Source organism: Arthrobacter sp. NPDC058127 (assembly GCF_042884555.1).
Lineage (GTDB): Bacteria > Actinomycetota > Actinomycetes > Actinomycetales > Micrococcaceae > Arthrobacter.
In genome coordinates, this window is record NZ_JBHVTT010000012.1 from 88,305 (window position 1) to 104,927 (window position 16,623).

Genomic DNA, 16,623 nt, shown 5'->3' on the forward strand with positions numbered 1-16,623 from the left:
GATGCCCTCCCCCACCCGAAATCCCGTCACCGCCAGCGAGCCCGATCCTTCGCGGCGGAACAACCTGGCGCTGCTGACCTCCCTTGTCCATCACAACGGCGTACTCAGCCGTGCGCAGCTGACGAAACGCACGGGCCTGAACCGGTCCACGGTAGGGGCGTTGATAGGGCAACTCGTGAACTTGGAAGTGGTGTATGAGGCGGCGCCCTCCGGTGAAGCGCAGGTCGGCAGGCCCAGCCCGATCGTCCACCCGCGGCCCTCGATAGCTGCCCTTGCTGTCAACCCGGAGATCGATGCGGTCACCATCGGCCTTGTCGGCCTCGGCGGGAAGGTCCAGAAGAAGATCCGTTTCGACACCGAGCGGATCCCGACGGCCAAGGAAGCCGTGAACATCGCCGCCGCAGTGATCGAGGGAATGCGGTCCGAGCTCGATACCTCGTACCGGGTGATGGGCGTGGGTATCGCGGTGCCCGGGCTCGTCAACCGCGACGACGGCGTAGTCCGGCATGCCCCGCATCTGGGCTGGCGCGATGAGCCGGTGGCCCGCATGCTCGGCGAGGCCACCGGCTACCCATGCCACGCGGCCAACGACGCATCGCTGGGCGCCGAAGGCGAGCTCCTCTTCGGGGCAGGTGCGGGGCAGAAGAACCTGATCTTCCTCAACGGTGGCGCCAGCGGTATCGGCGGCGGAATCATCGCTGATGGGGAGTTGCTTCGCGGAACATCCGGCTACGCCGGGGAACTTGGACATACCTTTGTCCGCTCGTCCGGCAAACCTTGCCATTGCGGGGCCACGGGCTGCCTTGAAACCGAAGTCTCCCAGTCACCGCTTTTTGAGCTCGCCGGGATCGGTGGCGGGGATGCCGGTGAACTTGAGCAAGCGCTTCGCCAGAACAGCAGCGAGGCCGTGGACACGGAAGTTGCACGCCAACTCGAGTATCTTGGCATCGCATTGCGGAATGCGGTGAACACTTTCAACCCGGAAGCGATCGTCCTGGATGGCTTCCTCGGCATCTTGCACGCGCTGTCTCCCGGGACGCTGGACAGCTCGCTCCAATCCCAAGCGATGGACGGCCCGGCCGGTCAGGTAAAGATCTACCGGGCTGCCCTCGGCTCGGATCTGATGATGATTGGAGCCGCCGAACTGGCCTTCACGCAATTCCTCGCGGATCCCGCCGGCGCCTTAGCTGCGCTTCCCCTTAGTAAGGTCGACTATGTCCACTGACAGTTCGCCCATGGGCGAACACTTTGAACTCACTGCAAGCATTGGCGGGCGCATCCAGCGCGCCGTCGTCACGGAAATCGCCGCCAGCCTGCGGGAGCTCGACGTCGACGGCGTCGCCCTCATCCAGGACTATCCCGCCGGCGCCAAACCACCGTGGTGCGCGGGCTGGGTCCTGGTCCCGTGGCCCAACCGGGTGGCTGGCGGCACATGGAGCTACGACGGCGTCGTCCAGCAACTCGACATCACCGAGCCGGAAAACGGCAATGCCTTGCACGGATTGCTGACGCACTCTCCCTACGGGGTCAGCGCCCACACCACGGACAGCATCACGCTCGACGCCGGGATCTCGCCACAGCCGGGGTACCCCTTCGAACTGTCGACGTCCGTCCGCTACCGACTCGTTGAGGACGGCCTATTTGTCACACACCGCTTGGAAAATACCGGAACCCGGTCCGCACCCGTCGCGCTTGGCACGCATCCTTTCCTCAAACTGGGCAGCGTGCCCACGGAAGAACTCACCCTCTACATCAACGCCGATACCCACATCGAGGTGGACGAACGCCTCAACCCAAGCGGAATCACCACGGACGTCGCCGGAACCAGGAACGACTTCCGCATGGGCCAGCTGGTTGGCTCAGTTGACCTCGACGACGCCTGGAGCGACGTCCGCCGTGAGGAGGACGGAAGCTCGCTGCACTATCTCGAAGCGCCAGACGGCAGCCAAGTGCAAATGTCCATGGATGCCTCCTTCGGCTACGTCCAGGCCTTCACCACCACGGACTTCGCCACCGACGGCGGCATGGTGACTGCCGTCGCGGTTGAACCCATGACGGCGCCCGCCGATGCCTTCAACAGTGGCGAAGGCCTGCGCTGGCTCGAACCCGGGGAGGCCTGGGAAGCCAGCTGGGGAATCCGGTACAAGCAGCCCGGACAGGGCCAGCGCTCCTAGCGCCTACCCCTCAGGCGCCAGCGTGACCGTGACGCCGTCGAGATTCTGGCTGAAGTCGACCTGGCAGGAGAGCCTGGAGCCGCATTCCTGGTAGCCCTCGGCTTCGACGAGCAGTTCGAGTTCATCCTCGCTGCGTTCAGACAAATTTTCGAAGACGTCCTTTTCCAGGAAGACGTGGCAAGTTGCGCAGGATGCGGTGCCGCCGCAGGAGGCCAGGACCGGAAGGTCGTTGTCCCGGAGGGCCTCCATGAGGGTCTGGTCCGGCTCCCATTCAAGGTCGTGGGTGGCGCCTTCACGGTCGACGACGGTTACTTTGTTGTTGCTCATGGTGGGTCCTTTAATACGAGGGCTGCAATGCAGCGCCAGTCAATGGAATGCTGGGGTCCGCGGCGAGCGCGGGATCGATTGCCGCCGCCTGGGCGATGAGTTTCTTGGCCGGGCGGAAGTCACTGAGGCCTCCCACGGTGTCGACGGCGGAAAGCCGCCCCTTCCGCAGATAGACCACCGAGAACTTTCCGTCCGCGGGCGTTCCCCGCACGATGATGTCGTCGTCGGGGTGCCGCACACCCGCGGTCTGCAGGCGGACGCCGTGCTGAACGGTCCAGAACCAGGGAATCTCGGGCTCCGAGGGCGTTTGGCCGGTGATGTGCGCGGCCACGCTGTCCGCTTGGGCCATCGCGTTCTGGATGCACTCAAGCCGCTGGCTTTGGCCGTCGATTCTGCTCGTGAAGCGGGTGACGTCGCCAGCGGCGTAGATTTCCGGCTCTGAGGTGCGGCCGTGGTCGTCCACCAAGATTCCGTCCATGCAGTTCAGCCCGGCAGCTTCGGCGATCTCCTGGTTGGGGACCACGCCGATTCCGGCGAGGACGACGTCGGCGGGGAACCGGGCGCCGTCGGCCGTCTGTACGTGCTCGGCCCGGCCTGCTCCCTCGATGGCGGTGACCGCGGCGCCGAAGACGAAGCGGACACCCTTTTCTCGGTGGATATTCTCGAAGAAGCAGGAAACGGGAGCCGAGGTAACCCTGCTCATGACCCGGTCCTGGAACTCGAGGACCGTGACTTGGCAGCCCCGCGCAGCCGCGGCGGCTGCGACTTCCAGGCCGATGTAGCCGGCACCGATGATCGCAACGCGGGCGTCTGCGACCAGGACGCGCTTGAGTTCGAGCGCGTCGTCCTTGGTCCTCAAAGCCAAGACACCTGGGAGATCGGCGCCGGGAACGGTCAAGGCCCGGGCCCGTGAACCGGTGGCAATCACGAGGCGGTGGTAGGCGTGGCGGCTGCCGTCGGAGAGGATGACAGCTTTGCCAGAACGGTCGATGGACTCGACACTGAGTCCTCCCAGCCGTTCAATGCCCTTGTCCAGGAAGAACTTTTCCTTGCGCAGTAACGTGGATTCGTCAGGGGCGCCAGACTTCAGGAGTTCCTTCGACAGCGGTGGGCGCTCGTACGGCGTCTCCTTTTCGGCGTCGAGCAGCAGGATGCGGCCGCGCCACCCCCGGGTGCGGAGTCCCGCCGCAACCGCGACGCCGGAATGGCCGGCACCGATGATGACCACGGGCTGCTGGTGCTCATTCGGGATCTGCTGCTCAGGCATTGAACTTCTCCAGTTTCACGTGCAGGTGTTCCGGGCCCGAGTTCGTGAGGTTGTTTCCGCGAACGTACTCAATCGGCTTGTCCTGATCGAGGATCAGGGCACCCAGTTTCTGCGCCAGGATTTCGATCGTCACTAGGGTTTCCAGCCGGGCCAAAGAGGCTCCGAGGCAGCTGTGCACGCCGTGGCCGAAGCCCAAGTGGCCGTCGTTGTTTCGGTCGATGTCGAACGTCTCGCCGTCGGGATACTTGGCGCTGTCCCGGTTGGCCGCGGCCGGCAGGAGTCGGACGATGGCTCCGGCAGGCAGGGTTATCCCGGCGACTTCGACTTCCTCAGTGGTGATGCGGCTGACGCGCTGCACTGTCCCCCGGTAGCGGGCCAACTCCTCGAGGAAGAGGTTTGCGTCCTCGGGACGCTCGCGGATCCGGTCCAGCAATTCAGGATGTTCGCTGAAGAGCCTGAAGGCGTTCGCGAGCAGGATCGTCGTCGTGTCGTGTCCAGCAACGAAGACGAACGCGCACAATTCCTTGGCCTCCTTCTCGCTGAGTAGTCCTTCCTTCCATATCCTCGCGATGTGGCCGCCCACGGACTCGCTCTCCTCGCGGTAGAGGCGTTCCATGGTGTCCTTCAGGTAGGCGAAGAACTCGAAGGTGCTTTGTTCATCCGTGCCGGTCCCCTCCGCATTGCGGGCGAGCCTGCCGAAGTAGCTGAACGTCTCGTCGGACCAGAACTTCATCTTCTCGAAGTCCGCGGCGGGCACATCAAGGAGGGCACTGATGGTGGACATGCTCAGTGGAATGGCGTAGTCGTCCACGGCGTCCCCGCCTCCGGCAGCGATCATGGGATCGAGGTATTTGTGCGCATTTTCCCGGACCCGCTCCTCGAAGCGGGCAATGGCTTTCGGAGTGAAGGCCTGCGCCACTACTTGGCGTAGGCGGGTGTGGTTCGGAGCATCGAACAGGGTCAAGAAGGTCAACGGAACCGGGTCCACCACTTGGGAGGAGAAGACCTTGGGTGCCCGCATCGCTTTGCGGACGTCGTCGTACCGGGAGATGAACCAGACGTCGGAGACCGGCGAGTAAGCCCGAAGGACGGGAGCGTTCTCCCGCATCCATTCATAGTGCGCGTAGGGATCTCCTTGCGATCCGTCGTCGACCACTTTGAACGGGGCCATTCCTTCCGGCCAGTCCAATTCATGGGAATACGGAGGCAGCACAGTTGGTCCGCTGGTTTTTTCTGTGATGGGAGCAGACATCATCGTCCTTCTTTCCGGGGATAGTGATCCGTGTCTCATACACAATGACGACGGCGGCCCGCCCCCGGCCACAGGACTTCCGTTCATCGGCCCAAGTTGCCGAAAACCGTCAGCGGCGCGGCGAAGACGTGGCGGATTTCAGGGCGCGGGAAATGCCATGCGCAGCCGTCAGCAGCGCAGGAACCGTGTATGGAATGTCCGCTTCGTCCCGCGGAACAATCGCGTTCAATGCCGCGGCAATTTCGTTGTTGGCCCCGAAGACCGGCACGGCGATGCCTGTCCATTCGGTGACGCCGATTCCGGGGAGGGCAACGTAGCCGCGCTGCCGGATCTCCGCCAGATGCTTCCGGATCAGCAAGGGATCCGTGATCGTCTCAGGAGTCACCTTCGCCAGTGGGGCAGAGAGTACCTCGTCCTGGAAGGCTGGCGGAGAATACGCGAGCAAAACCAGGCCGGAGGATGCCGCGTGAATGGGCATTCTTTGGGCGATGTGCGCCGCGTTGAGCTTGGAATCCGGCGATGACAGACGCTCAACGTACAGCACGGCGCCTTGGTTCAACACCGCCAGGGTGGTGTGCTGGTGGACCGTCGCCTGGACATCCTCCATGAACGGAAGTGCCAACTCCTGGAGGTTCAGGGCCCGTGAAGCGCGCGCAGCGAGCTCCCACATCCGCAGCCCCGGCCGCAAATCGCCGTCGGGAAGCCTTTCAATGAGGCCGTGCAGGACCAAGTCTTCAAGCAGCCGGCGGGTGGTGGTCAGCGGCAGGTCCGCCCGGCGCGCAAGGCCGGACAGCGTCATGCTCGGCAAATCCCGGTCAAACGCACTCAAAAGACGCACCACCCGGCTGATCACGGATTCACCTGTTGGGGAATTCGCCATAGTGAAATTCTCCTACGTGGCGCCCGCGGGCGGCAGCGCCAGGACCGCAGCGCCCGCGGGCGGCCGTGTCCTCAGCTCGCAGCGATCCGGGATATCCCACGCTCCGCAGCGAGCTTGGCAATGTCGCGGCCAGCCCTGTATCCGAACACCAGGGCCGGGCCGATGTGCGAACCGTAGCCCGGGTAACCGCCGCCGAAAACGCTGACCGCCGCCGCTCCGACGGCGATCAGGCCGGGAACAGGGGCGCCTTCGGCCGTCACCACCTCGGAGCGTTCATTGACACCGATTCCGGCAAAAGTACCCAGGTCACCCATCTGGATCTTCGCGGCGTAGTACGGCCCCTGGCCGACCGGAGCGAGGTTCGGGTTCGGTAGGTGTTCCATGTCGCCCCGGAAATGGTTGTACAGGGTGGAGCCGCGGCCAAAGGCCGGATCCTCGCCACGCTCTGCCGCGGGGTTGAATTCGGCTACGGTCGCCTTTAGGCCCTCGGCGTCGATGCCGAGCTTGCCCGCGAGCTCCTCAAGGGTGTTCCCCTTGACCAAATATCCGGTCCGGTAGAAATAGCCGCGCGGCATGGGCCAGGGCTTGGCGTACCCGATGCCGTACTTGTGCATCGTCTTGGCATCGCCGATCACGTAGCCGAGCGTCTTGTCCTCGTCCTTGTTATGCGCGATCATCGCCCCGCCGAAGTCGTGATAGCTCAGCGCCTCGTTTCCGAAGCGCTTGCCATGGCGGTCGACGGCGATCAGGCCCGGGAGCCCGATGGCGCGCAGGTGCGGGAAAAGTCGCTGGGCGCCATTGAGGTACTTGAAAACCGTCACCGGCGCCCAGGATCCCACGCTGAACACGGAGTCGTCGATGCGGCCGCCGGCGCTGATCGCCAGGTTTGCAGCATCTCCGCCGTGGCCGAGGGTCGGCGTGAAGTGGTCGTCGCCGTCGACGTCGTGAGGGAAGTACTCTTGCCGCAACTTCTTATTGCCCGAGAATCCGCCCGCAGCCAGGACGACCCCCCATCCGGGCTGTCACGGTAGCGGCATGTTCACCGCCGATGACCGCCCCGGTGATGGCGCCGTCGTCGCCACGGGTGAGTGAAAGCGCGGGCGAGGCATTCCACAAACGCACTCCCAAATCATCGGCGCTCTTGACCATCCGCGTCATCAGGGCGTTCCCGTTGGACCGCAGGATGGGACGCTTGTAGCGGGCCGCGTCGAACCACGTGCGCAACAGCTTCTTCGCGACATAGACGAAGGACTTGATCGATTGGTTGACGTGGAAGAACTCGTTGATGTCCGGCCCAACCTGCGGCATGTAGCCGAACACGGTGTAGGAACTCATGTACGGCTGCATCAGGAGCCGCTTGTCCCCTAGAACCCTCGCGTCAACGTCCCGCGGAAGGATCGCACGGCCCGAAAGCTTCGCTCCGGGCAGGTCCATCTGGTAGTCCGGGGCCTTCTCCGGGTAGGTGAATTTCACCTCGGTCTCATTCTCGAAGAAGGAGACCGCTTCGGGAACGGTATCCAGGAAGTCGCGGACCCCTGCTTCGTTGAAGGTCTCCGGGGCGAGGTTCCTCAAGTAGGTTTCCGCATCCTCGCGGGTATCTCCTTGCTCCAGGCCCTGCTTGTTTCCCGGGACCCAGGCCCAACCGGCGGAAATAGCAGTGGTGCCGCCGAAGTACCGGTCCTTCTCGGCAACAATCACGTTCAGCCCTTGGGCAGCGGCCTTCAGCGCCGCGGCCATTCCGGCTACGCCCGAGCCAATAACCAGGACATCACATACAACGGTCTTACTCACGGTTCTTGCTCCATTCCATCGGCTGCCCGCTGCCCGCTTCGGTGCGGCCAGCCGGCAGATTGCCAGGCTTCAGGACACACCTTGGACGCTCGGACGGGGAGCATGATTACCATTGAGTGGGAATCCTTCAGGAGGAACTGTGGCCAACTCGGCATCGGGCGAATCGATCATCAGGCGGTTCATCACGATCATCAGCGCCTTCGACGACAAACACACATCCATGAGCGTGGCCGAACTTGGCCGCCGTACCGGGCTTCCCGTCACCACAACGTACCGGCTGGTCGACGAACTTCTGCTCGAGCGGCTCCTTGAGCGCGACCCGAAGGGGAACATCCAGCTCGGAACCCGGATGTGGGAGCTCGCGTCCCGAGGATCCAAGACGCTCGGCCTGCGGGAAGCGGCACTGCCATTCATGGAGGATGTGCAATCGGTGGTCCAGCACAGCACCACCCTCGGCGTGTTGGATGCGGACGAGGTCCTGTATATCGAACGGCTCGGCAGCACCTCCACCATCGTGGACATCACCAAGATCGCGGGCCGCCTTCCCGTGCATGCGACGTCGTCCGGAATGGTGCTCCTAGCTCATTCTCCCTCCGCCTACCAGGACATGATCCTGTCCCGCCCCCTCACCAAGTACACCGAAACAACCCTCACCGACCCCGCTGCCCTGCGCCGCCACTTGGCCGAGATCAGGCAACGCGGTTTCGCAGCCATGCCCGGGGTGATCGTGCCCGAATCCAGCGGCATAGCCGTCCCCGTCTATGGCTCGGACAGTACGGTGGTGGCCGCCCTCAGCGTGGTGGTGCCGCGGGACGAGGAAAACACCGCCGCCCGCGTGCCCGTCCTCATGACCGCCGCCCGCGGTATCTCCCGGGCCTTGGGCTGGCGCGGCAAACTCAAGGGCACTCTCCGGCAAAGCCACTAAGGATAGATTTTCCGTTCATCGGCAATCCCGTGGTTCCCGTCACAGCTCCCCTGCGACTCTGCTAAGACGCAGCAAGAGGCCGCACTGTCGCGGCAGGAGGAGCACCACAATGAACCAGACACCACATCGCGTGGGCGGGAAGACCGCCGTCGTAACCGGGGGACGCGGGGACCTCGGAAGCGCCACCGCGGCGCTCCTCGCCCAGCACGGGGCAAAGGTCGCGAGCCTTGACGTGGCGGGAATTCCTGCCGCGGTCAGTCATCAAAGCATCAAAGAGTACGACGTCGATGTCACTAGCGAGGACAGCGTTGCCGAAGCGATCCGGCGGGTAAGCGACGACCTCGGCGCTCCCGACATCCTGGTCAATGCCGCCGGAATCATCGGCCCGGCCGGGGCATCCCACACTGCCTCGGTGCCGGATTTCGACCTCATTTTCAACGTCAACGTCAAGGGCGTCTGGCTCATGACCAAGCACGTGGTCCCGGGAATGATCGGCAAGGGGGCCGGCAGCATCATCAACTTCTCGTCCATCCACGGCATCACCGGCGGCAGGAACGTGCCGCTCTACCACGCAACCAAGGGCGCGGTCCGGCTCCTCAGCAAATCCGACGCAGCGGCCTACGGCGCGTACGGAATCCGGGTGAACTCCATCCATCCGGGCTCGATGAACACCCGCATGAGCCGCCGCTCCGCCGAGCAATCCGACATAGGGCCCGAGGCCTACTACAAGCAGTTGGTGGGCTCCAATCCCCTGCCCCGGCAAGGCGAGCCCAATGAGATCGCCTACGGCGTGCTGTACCTGGCCTCGGACGAATCCCGATTCACCACGGGTTCGGAACTCGTGATCGACGGCGGCTACACCGCCGTCTGATCGTCGCGGCGACACCTCGAACAGAACCTCTTCGAAAGGTAACAAAATGAAATTCGTCCATGGGACCGAGTCGGACAACTACGACGTCGTCGTTGTCGGCTCCGGCGCCGGGGCCCTTACCGCGGCGGCCACGGCCGCGCGCGCTGGGAAGTCCGTCGTCGTCCTCGAAAAAAGCGGCCTGCTGGGCGGTACCTCCGCGGTGTCCGGCGGAATGCTGTGGGTAGCAGACAACCATCACGCCCGCGACGCCGGAATCACCGATTCGAAAGAGACCGCGGCCGAGTATGTGCGAGCCGTAGCACGCGGCCGCGGCCGCGCCGAACTCCTCGATGCCGCCCTGAACTACGGTGACCAGATGCTCCGCTTTGTCGAGGAGCAGTGCGGACTTCGCTTCATCTTCCTCGACAACTTCCCGGACTACCGCCAGGACCTGCCCGGCGCCGTGGAAGGCGGCCGCACCGTGGAGCCGCAGTTGTTCAACAAGCGCGACGCGCTCGGCACTTTGAGCGACCACGTCCGCACCGATGGGCGCGCGCCCTTCACGATGCAGGAATATGAAACCTGGGGCGCCTTCACCAAGTTTCCTTGGGAGGAGCTGAACCGCCGCCAAGGTGACGGACTGGTCGCCAAGGGTCAGGCTCTCGTGTCGATGCTGCTCGCCAGCCTAGTGCGCGACGGCGCCGCTCTCGCCACCGGCGCGCGAGGGCACCGGCTCCTTACGGACGAAAGCCGGGTGACCGGCGTCGAGCTCGAATCCGGAGAGCAGATCCACGCGAACGACGCCGTGGTCCTCGCCACGGGCGGTTTCGAATGGGACAAGGCGCTGGCGGACTCGATGCTCGCATCGCGGCTGTACACGATGTGCTCGCCCCCTTCGAACACGGGCGATGGCCTGCGAATGGCCCAGCGCATCGGCAGCCAGACCCGAGGCACCCGCGAAGCATGGTGGGCGCCGATGTCGATCACCGGCGACACCCGCGACGGACAGCCCATAGGGACCCTTCTTCGCTTCGAGCGGCAAGGCCCGGGATCCATCATGGTGAACCGCCACGGCCGACGCTTCGCCAACGAATCACAGAACTACAACGACCTTGCCCGCTGCCTCCAGTCGTGGGACTCCCCCAGGAACCAGACCCTGAACACTCCCGCGCACGTGATGGTCGACCACACCTACATGGAGTCCTACGGCATCCTGTCCCACCGGGTCGGCCAGCCTACGCCCAGCTACCTCATCGAGGCACCGACCCTGGAGGAGCTCGCTGCGAAGATCAACGTTCCCGCCGAGAACCTGACGGCAACGGTGGCCCGTTTCAACGAGTTCGCCGTCAAAGGCGAGGATCCGGACTTCGGCCGGGGCGAAAGCGCCTACGACAAGTACTGGGGCGACGACGACAGTCCGTGGCCCAACCCATCGTTGGGACCGCTGCAGACCGGGCCGTTCTACGCGATGGAAGTGGTCAACGGAGCCTTCGGAACCAACGGAGGCGTCGCCACGGACGGGCTCGCCAGGGTCCTCGACGTCGACAACCAGCCCATTCCCGGTTTGTTCGCAGCGGGCAACACCACCGAGAACGCCTACGCCGCCGGGTACCCGGGCGCCGGTGCTACCCTCGGACCGATCATGACCATGGGCTACATTGCGGGGCGGACGATTGCAGGCGAGGACCTGGAATATGCGCCCGTCGTGTCAGAGGCCGTCCCGGAAACGGTGGGAGCCTGACATGATCCGACATACCGTACTCTTCAAATTCAAGCCCGGCTTCCCGCCTGAGGACAAGCAGAGCTGGATTGATGGCCTCAACGCCATGAGGGGCAACATCCCCGGCATGGTGAGCCTGACCCATGGCCCGGACGTCCTCAAGCAAGAGCGCTCGTTCGATTACGCCATTGTGGCTGATTTCGAAAAGGTCGAGGACATCGCGGTCTACAACACGCACCCGCTCCACGAACCGCTCAAGTCGTATTCGTTCCCCAACAGCGAGCAGATACTGTCAGTGGATTTCGCGCTGGCGGATTTCGCGTCTTAGGGATTTTCCATGGACCACCAGGAAGGAGCCGACGTGTCCGCAGAATTGGACCACCCAACGTTGAATTGGCAAGGAAACCCTGAGCAGGACGCCGGCAGCGAGGAATTCATGTCCGCACCCTGGCTGGGCCTCCACTATCGGATCGAACCTGTATGGACGGCAAGGCCCGCCCAGCTTTAGTGAGTGAGCGTCCGCAAGAACACGCACAAACCTGAGCGAGCGTCCGTAAAAACAAGCACAAAGGTGAGCGAGCGTCCGGTCTGCGTGTCAGGCCGGACGCTCGCTCAGCTATATGGCCGCAAACCCCAACCCTCGCTCACCTATAACGCCAAAATGCGAAACCCTCGTGCAGAAGACCAAGGGGCCACCCGGATAAACCGGGCGGCCCCTTCGCGACGCGCAAATAGCCGGCTGATACGGAAAAGGCCTGACGACTCGCGAATATAGGCCGCGCCAGGGATTTTCTGCGTCATCAGGCCTTCGACGCGTCGGCGGCACCCACGCCGGGTGCCGCCGTCGAAATGCTACTTCCCCGTCGGCCACCCAGTGTACGACTCGGCAAGGTACGCCCGCGCGTGCCGGGAGGAGACCACGGAGTGGAGCTCGCCGAGCTGGCGGGCACGGCCGAAGTCGTCCGAGCCGGGAACGGTGTGCAGCATGGACGTCATCCAGTACGAGAAGTGCTGGGCCTTCCAGACGCGTTCCAGGGCGCGGTCGCTGTAGGACTCAAGCAGCTCGCCGGAGCCATTTGCGTAGAACGAATCGAGGCCTTCGAAGAGAACTTTGACGTCGTGGAGGGCCAGGTTCAGCCCCTTGGCACCCGTCGGTGGAACCGTGTGGGCGGCGTCGCCTGCTAGGAACAGGTTTCCGTAGCGCATCGGCGTGTGGACGAAGCTGCGGAACGGCAGGACCATCTTCTCGAGGCCCGGCCCCTCCTTGAGTTCAAAACCGTTTCCGTTGACGCGCTTGCGGAATTCGGACCAAATACGCTCGTCGTCCCAATCGGCCACGTTTTCCTTGGGATCGCACTGGAAATACATGCGCTGCACGTTCTCCGTGCGCTGGCTGATCAGGGCGAAACCGTTCTCGGAGTTGGCGTAAATCAGTTCGTCCGAGCTGCGCGGGGCCTGGGCGAGGATGCCGAACCAGGCGAAGGGGTATTCGTGGAAGTACCACTTGCGGTTGGCCTCGGGGATCTGGAAGCGGCAATGGCTGCGGGAACCATCGGCGCCCACCAGGAAATCCGCCTGGATCTCGAATTCCTGGCCCTCGGCGTCGGTGAACCAGACTTTCGGTTTGCCTTCGAGGTCGTGGATGGTGGTGTCCGTGACGCTGTACCGGACGTCGCCGCCGTCGTCATTGCGCCGTGCAGCGAGGTCAAGGAAGATGTCCGTCTGCGGGTAGAGCCAGACCGATTCCCCCACGAGCTCCTTGAAGTCGATCCGGTGGCTTTCGCCGTTGAAGCGCAGTTCGATACCGTCGTGCCTGTCGCCCTCGCGCAGCACGCGGTCGGAAACGCCGCTTTCCACGAGCAGGTTCACGGAGCCGTGCTCCAAGATGCCCGCGCGGACGGTCTCGGCTATCTGTTGGTGGCTGCGGACCTCGATGACGGTGGATTCAATCCCCGACTTCGCGAGCAGGTGGGAGAGCATGAGGCCGGCCGGGCCCGCGCCCATAATGGCCACTTGGGTGGTGATGATCTTACGTGCCATGGTGTTCCTCGCTTCATTGCGGAACCGCGCCTGAAGGCTGCGGTGGTTCTGCTGATCAGTGTGACCCCCACCGCATGGTCGGTGTTATACGAATTCCGTTCAACGGAAAATCCTTAAGCGTTCCGCTGCTCCCCGAGCTGGCGCCCGATTCCGCGGGCCGCCGTCTGCAGCGCGGGTACCAAGGCCTGCAGGCGCATTTCAGCGAGGGGAACCACGACGCCGAGCGCGGCTACCGTGCGCCGCTTGCCGTCCGCGACCGGCACCGCGATTCCCCATGTGTCCGGATCCACTACGCCCGCGAGCTGCGCGTACCCCTGCTGGGCGGTTTCGGCCAAAAGGTGACGGACGACGTCGGCCGTCACCTTTCCGGCGGGGTCGCTGAAGTGCTTGAGGTACTCGGCCTGCTGTTCCCGCGGCTGGCTAGCCATCAACGCCAGCCCAGCCGAAGAGATATGAACCGGCATGCGGCCGGCAACCCGGGCGCGGTTGGCCACGGATCCCCGGCGGGACAGCCGCTCGACGAACAATGCCTCCCAGCCGTCGAGCACGGCAAGGTTCACGTTCTGGTTCAGGACCTGCTGGATATCCTCCATGAACGGTAGAGCCGCTTGCCGGAGGGCCAAGGTGGGTGAATTCCGGTTGACGAGTTCCCACAAACGCAGGCCCAGGCGGACATCTCCGCCGACGGCCAGCTCCAGGAGCCCGTGGTCGGCGAGTTGCCGGACCAGGCGATGGGCGCTTGTGAGGGGCAAGCCGGCAGTCTCCGCGAGTTCGGAAAGCCGCAGTGACGTGGATCCTTCGGGGAACGCCTCGATGATCCGGACGATGCGATCCACCACCGAATCGCCGGATGCCGAGTTGGCCACTGCGCCTTCACCACTTCCCGCTGATTCCATTGAATGGGGGCATCAGTTTACATCGGCGCGGAGGGATCCGCTGTGTCATCCCTGGTTTCCCGCCGCGAAATCTCCAAGCCAATCGCGTCGTAGTGCGCCAGGACTACCGGCGAGGCAGACGTACTGGGCTGGTCCAGCAAGCCAAAAGCGAAATCACTGGCGGCAAGGAGTTCTTCATCGGTGCACTTGTCCAGCGGTTGGAGTCCCGCCGCATCGATCGAGGCTGCGAATTCGCCCGTGATCTCGATCGATTTCGATCCCGTTGCGGTTTGCGCGAGGCTCGCAGGCTTCTCCGTGAATTCCAGCGAAACTCCGTAGCCAGCGCCAAGGCCCACTTCCGTCGTTCCGCCGTCGATCGCGTTGAGGTCGTTGCGGAGTCCCGCCAAAGCCTGCGATTCGACAATCGCGGCGCGGGAAAAGCCAACTCTGATGTGGGAGGTGATGCCCATTCGACGAATCCGGCGAACGATGTGAACGAGTGCGGGCCTCGAATCTTGATTGAGGCTTCCCCGTACGTCGATTTCGACGGCGTCCGTGGAGACATCGAATTTCACAAGGGCGTGCAATCTACGGTCCATAGGTACTCCAAATAAGGGTGTCTATGGCCGACGGCTCAACCTCAAGAAGGTTATCGCCTCGCCCCCTCGTTGTACACCCCACGAGTTGACCCGCGGCGGGCCCGGCTCACCCTGCCCGGCTGCGGCCCGGCTCCTGGGTCGGTTCTTCGAAGTGGGTCAGGGTGCCCGCTGCGTCAACAGAATCCACCAGGGACTTGGCGATATCGCGCAATTTCACATTGCGATTGCTTGAGGCTTCCGTCAGGATCCGGACAGCGTCCTCCTGGCTGCAGCGGCTCTGTGCCATGACAATTCCTACCGCGATGTCTATGACCGTGCGGGACTCCATCGCCGCCCGAAGGTTCTTTGCGCTGTCCGCATGGAGGGCGAACCTGATGGCGAGACGCAAGGCCTGCGATACCTCACGGGTGTATCCGCGGGCCCGGTCTGCGGCCCTTTGGTCGAATTTGTAAGGCGCTTCGGAGTACAGGTTGAGCGCCGCTTTTGCCTCTCCCTCAAGGTTGAATGGCAACGACAACACCGACCTCAGGCCGTGCGACGCAACCGCGGCCGCATAGTCGGGGCCCCAACGGTTCTCCTCAAGAAGATCCGGGACGTGGACTTCCCGATCCTCTTCGGCAGCCGTCAAACATGGACCCTGGGCCAAGGAATATTGGATCTCGTCCACTTCGCGGGCCGCATCACTGCTCCAACCAATCGTGAGCGCCTTCCGCTCGCGTAGCAGCGTGATCCCGCAGAGCGCATCATCGCCGTCGCCCGCCATCTGGTGGGCAGAAAACCGAGCCAGCTCATTGAGGAAGTCCTCGAAGTCGGCACTCTCCAGGATCAGGTTCTGGATTCGGTCGATGGTAGTCAAACTGGTATCTGCAGGAAGCATGGCGCGTTCTCCTGGTGAATATTCTGATTGGGGCATGTGGAAACAATAAGTCCCTTTACATAAGGTCCCACACGGCTGGCAATTGAGAAACACCCAGGCCGATTCTCCCAATAGGCGCCTTCGGGTTCCAGCACCTTCAGCTCTAGCTAGCGCCGCATGACGAGTGCTGTCTTGGCGTACATGGCACTCGCCGCGAGTTCATAGAACACGACGATCAGTCCGAGCACTTGGCCAGCATCCGTTACAGTGCATTCGACCGAGCGGTCGCTCGTGCGTCGCGCACCCGGAATCGACATTGCAAGCTCGGCGGCGTTTGCCGTCGGCATGTCCACAGCAACCGTGAACTGCTCCGGCAGTTCCGAAACTGTGAGAGCCGCCGCGTTACGCACGACGCGCGCCGCGGCTTCGCGAATGGCGTCGCGAGCCACGGAAGGCGCAACCGATGCGGTGGAAGTGTAACCGTGCGCGACTTTGACCTCGACTACCTCGACGCCCGCGAACTGCTTCCGAGCGATACGGCAGATCACGTCATCGCCGCTGACGAGCCCGACGGGGACGCCGAGCGAGCTCGCGTACATGGCGTTGACCTCGGCCTCCGAGACCACCGCGCCGTTCACCCGCACCTCCGTGAAGTGGCTCGAAAAGGTGTGCGCAAGCACCCCGTGTTCCCCTGCGGGGGCGTGATAGCCGATGAACAGGGCGACGTCGCAATCCGCCGTGAGCCCCTCGGCCATGCACTGTGCCTTCGGACTGCCGAACACGACGATGGCCCGGGGGTCAAGAAGCTCGTGAATCAGGTTGTCCATCGTGCCGTGCGAATCGTTGATGACCACCTCGTCCGCACCCCCATCGAAGGCACCCGCGATTGCGGCGTTCGCCTCGAGCGTCATCAATTCTTGCGCACGTGGATAGCCATAGCCGCCGCGAACGACCTGGTCGAACGTCGCGACGCCGGCGACGCCCTCCATGTCGATCGAGATGAATGTCTTGATGCTCACAAGTTCTCCTTCGAATCTGGGGCGCGCAGACGGGACTGCGCTCATAGA

Annotated in this window: 18 protein-coding genes; 7 read left to right on the forward strand and 11 right to left on the reverse strand. The window is 63.7% G+C overall.

Annotated elements, in window-relative coordinates; all coding sequences use genetic code 11:
- Nucleotide 1: 1 nt before the first annotated feature.
- Together ACFVTG_RS16135 and ACFVTG_RS16140 are read left to right on the forward strand one after the other, a co-directional pair.
- Nucleotides 2-1,225 carry an ROK family protein gene (locus tag ACFVTG_RS16135; protein WP_390281919.1) on the forward strand — a complete coding sequence of 408 codons (1,224 nt, stop codon included), beginning with the start codon at nt 2-4 and terminating at the stop codon, nt 1,223-1,225.
- Nucleotides 1,226-1,235: 10 nt separating this feature from the next.
- A complete protein-coding gene (locus tag ACFVTG_RS16140; RefSeq protein WP_390281920.1) occupies nt 1,236-2,174 on the forward strand; it encodes an aldose 1-epimerase family protein in 939 nt (312 codons plus the stop codon).
- 3 nt (nt 2,175-2,177) lie between these two features.
- On the opposite strand, the gene ACFVTG_RS16145 is transcribed toward ACFVTG_RS16140, so the two are convergent.
- The 6 genes from ACFVTG_RS16145 to ACFVTG_RS16170 form a co-directional block, all read right to left on the reverse strand.
- On the reverse strand, nt 2,178-2,501 hold the full coding sequence (locus tag ACFVTG_RS16145) for a 2Fe-2S iron-sulfur cluster-binding protein (RefSeq protein WP_390281921.1): 324 nt from the start codon (nt 2,499-2,501) through the stop codon (nt 2,178-2,180).
- Nucleotides 2,502-2,511: 10 nt separating this feature from the next.
- On the reverse strand, nt 2,512-3,768 hold the full coding sequence (locus tag ACFVTG_RS16150; RefSeq protein WP_390281922.1) for an NAD(P)/FAD-dependent oxidoreductase: 1,257 nt from the start codon (nt 3,766-3,768) through the stop codon (nt 2,512-2,514).
- Nucleotides 3,761-5,020 carry a cytochrome P450 gene (locus ACFVTG_RS16155; protein ID WP_390281923.1) on the reverse strand — a complete coding sequence of 420 codons (1,260 nt, stop codon included), beginning with the start codon at nt 5,018-5,020 and terminating at the stop codon, nt 3,761-3,763. Before ACFVTG_RS16155 ends, ACFVTG_RS16150 begins: the two co-directional genes overlap by 8 nt.
- A 109-nt stretch (nt 5,021-5,129) precedes the next feature.
- Nucleotides 5,130-5,900: an IclR family transcriptional regulator gene (locus tag ACFVTG_RS16160; protein ID WP_390281924.1), complete on the reverse strand. Its 771-nt coding sequence runs from the start codon at nt 5,898-5,900 to the stop codon at nt 5,130-5,132.
- Nucleotides 5,901-5,971: 71 nt separating this feature from the next.
- Complete coding sequence (locus ACFVTG_RS16165; protein WP_390281925.1) at nt 5,972-6,868, reverse strand: FAD-binding protein; 897 nt, start codon at nt 6,866-6,868, stop codon at nt 5,972-5,974.
- A 4-nt stretch (nt 6,869-6,872) separates the two neighbouring features.
- Nucleotides 6,873-7,691, reverse strand: a complete 819-nt coding sequence (locus ACFVTG_RS16170; RefSeq protein WP_390281926.1) for an FAD-dependent oxidoreductase — start codon at nt 7,689-7,691, stop codon at nt 6,873-6,875.
- 139 nt (nt 7,692-7,830) lie between these two features.
- Between ACFVTG_RS16170 and ACFVTG_RS16175 the strand changes: the two genes are divergently transcribed.
- The 5 genes from ACFVTG_RS16175 to ACFVTG_RS16195 all read left to right on the forward strand — a co-directional run bounded on the left by ACFVTG_RS16175 (nt 7,831) and on the right by ACFVTG_RS16195 (nt 11,694).
- The gene (locus ACFVTG_RS16175) at nt 7,831-8,616 is read left to right on the forward strand and encodes an IclR family transcriptional regulator (RefSeq protein ID WP_390281927.1); all 786 of its coding nucleotides are present in this window, start codon (nt 7,831-7,833) and stop codon (nt 8,614-8,616) included.
- A 109-nt stretch (nt 8,617-8,725) separates the two neighbouring features.
- A complete protein-coding gene (locus ACFVTG_RS16180) occupies nt 8,726-9,487 on the forward strand; it encodes an SDR family NAD(P)-dependent oxidoreductase (RefSeq protein WP_390281928.1) in 762 nt (253 codons plus the stop codon).
- Between the two features lie 46 nt (nt 9,488-9,533).
- Complete coding sequence (locus tag ACFVTG_RS16185; protein WP_390281929.1) at nt 9,534-11,207, forward strand: FAD-dependent oxidoreductase; 1,674 nt, start codon at nt 9,534-9,536, stop codon at nt 11,205-11,207.
- Between the two features lies 1 nt (nt 11,208).
- Complete coding sequence (locus ACFVTG_RS16190; protein WP_284751550.1) at nt 11,209-11,514, forward strand: Dabb family protein; 306 nt, start codon at nt 11,209-11,211, stop codon at nt 11,512-11,514.
- Between the two features lie 9 nt (nt 11,515-11,523).
- Nucleotides 11,524-11,694: a hypothetical protein gene (locus ACFVTG_RS16195; RefSeq protein WP_390281931.1), complete on the forward strand. Its 171-nt coding sequence runs from the start codon at nt 11,524-11,526 to the stop codon at nt 11,692-11,694.
- Nucleotides 11,695-12,038: 344 nt separating this feature from the next.
- Here the strand turns inward: ACFVTG_RS16195 and ACFVTG_RS16200 are convergent, their stop codons facing one another.
- The 5 genes from ACFVTG_RS16200 to ACFVTG_RS16220 form a co-directional block, all read right to left on the reverse strand.
- Nucleotides 12,039-13,226 carry a 4-hydroxybenzoate 3-monooxygenase gene (locus ACFVTG_RS16200; protein ID WP_390281932.1) on the reverse strand — a complete coding sequence of 396 codons (1,188 nt, stop codon included), beginning with the start codon at nt 13,224-13,226 and terminating at the stop codon, nt 12,039-12,041.
- A gap of 113 nt (nt 13,227-13,339) precedes the next feature.
- Nucleotides 13,340-14,092, reverse strand: coding sequence for an IclR family transcriptional regulator (locus ACFVTG_RS16205; protein ID WP_390281933.1), 753 nt, complete (start codon nt 14,090-14,092; stop codon nt 13,340-13,342).
- Between the two features lie 47 nt (nt 14,093-14,139).
- Nucleotides 14,140-14,700, reverse strand: coding sequence for a hypothetical protein (locus ACFVTG_RS16210; RefSeq protein WP_390281934.1), 561 nt, complete (start codon nt 14,698-14,700; stop codon nt 14,140-14,142).
- Nucleotides 14,701-14,806: 106 nt separating this feature from the next.
- Nucleotides 14,807-15,577: a GAF and ANTAR domain-containing protein gene (locus tag ACFVTG_RS16215; protein WP_284751571.1), complete on the reverse strand. Its 771-nt coding sequence runs from the start codon at nt 15,575-15,577 to the stop codon at nt 14,807-14,809.
- A gap of 146 nt (nt 15,578-15,723) precedes the next feature.
- Entirely contained in the window at nt 15,724-16,575 is an 852-nt protein-coding gene (locus ACFVTG_RS16220) for a M55 family metallopeptidase (protein WP_241707541.1), read from the reverse strand.
- Between the last annotated feature and the right edge of the window lie 48 nt (nt 16,576-16,623).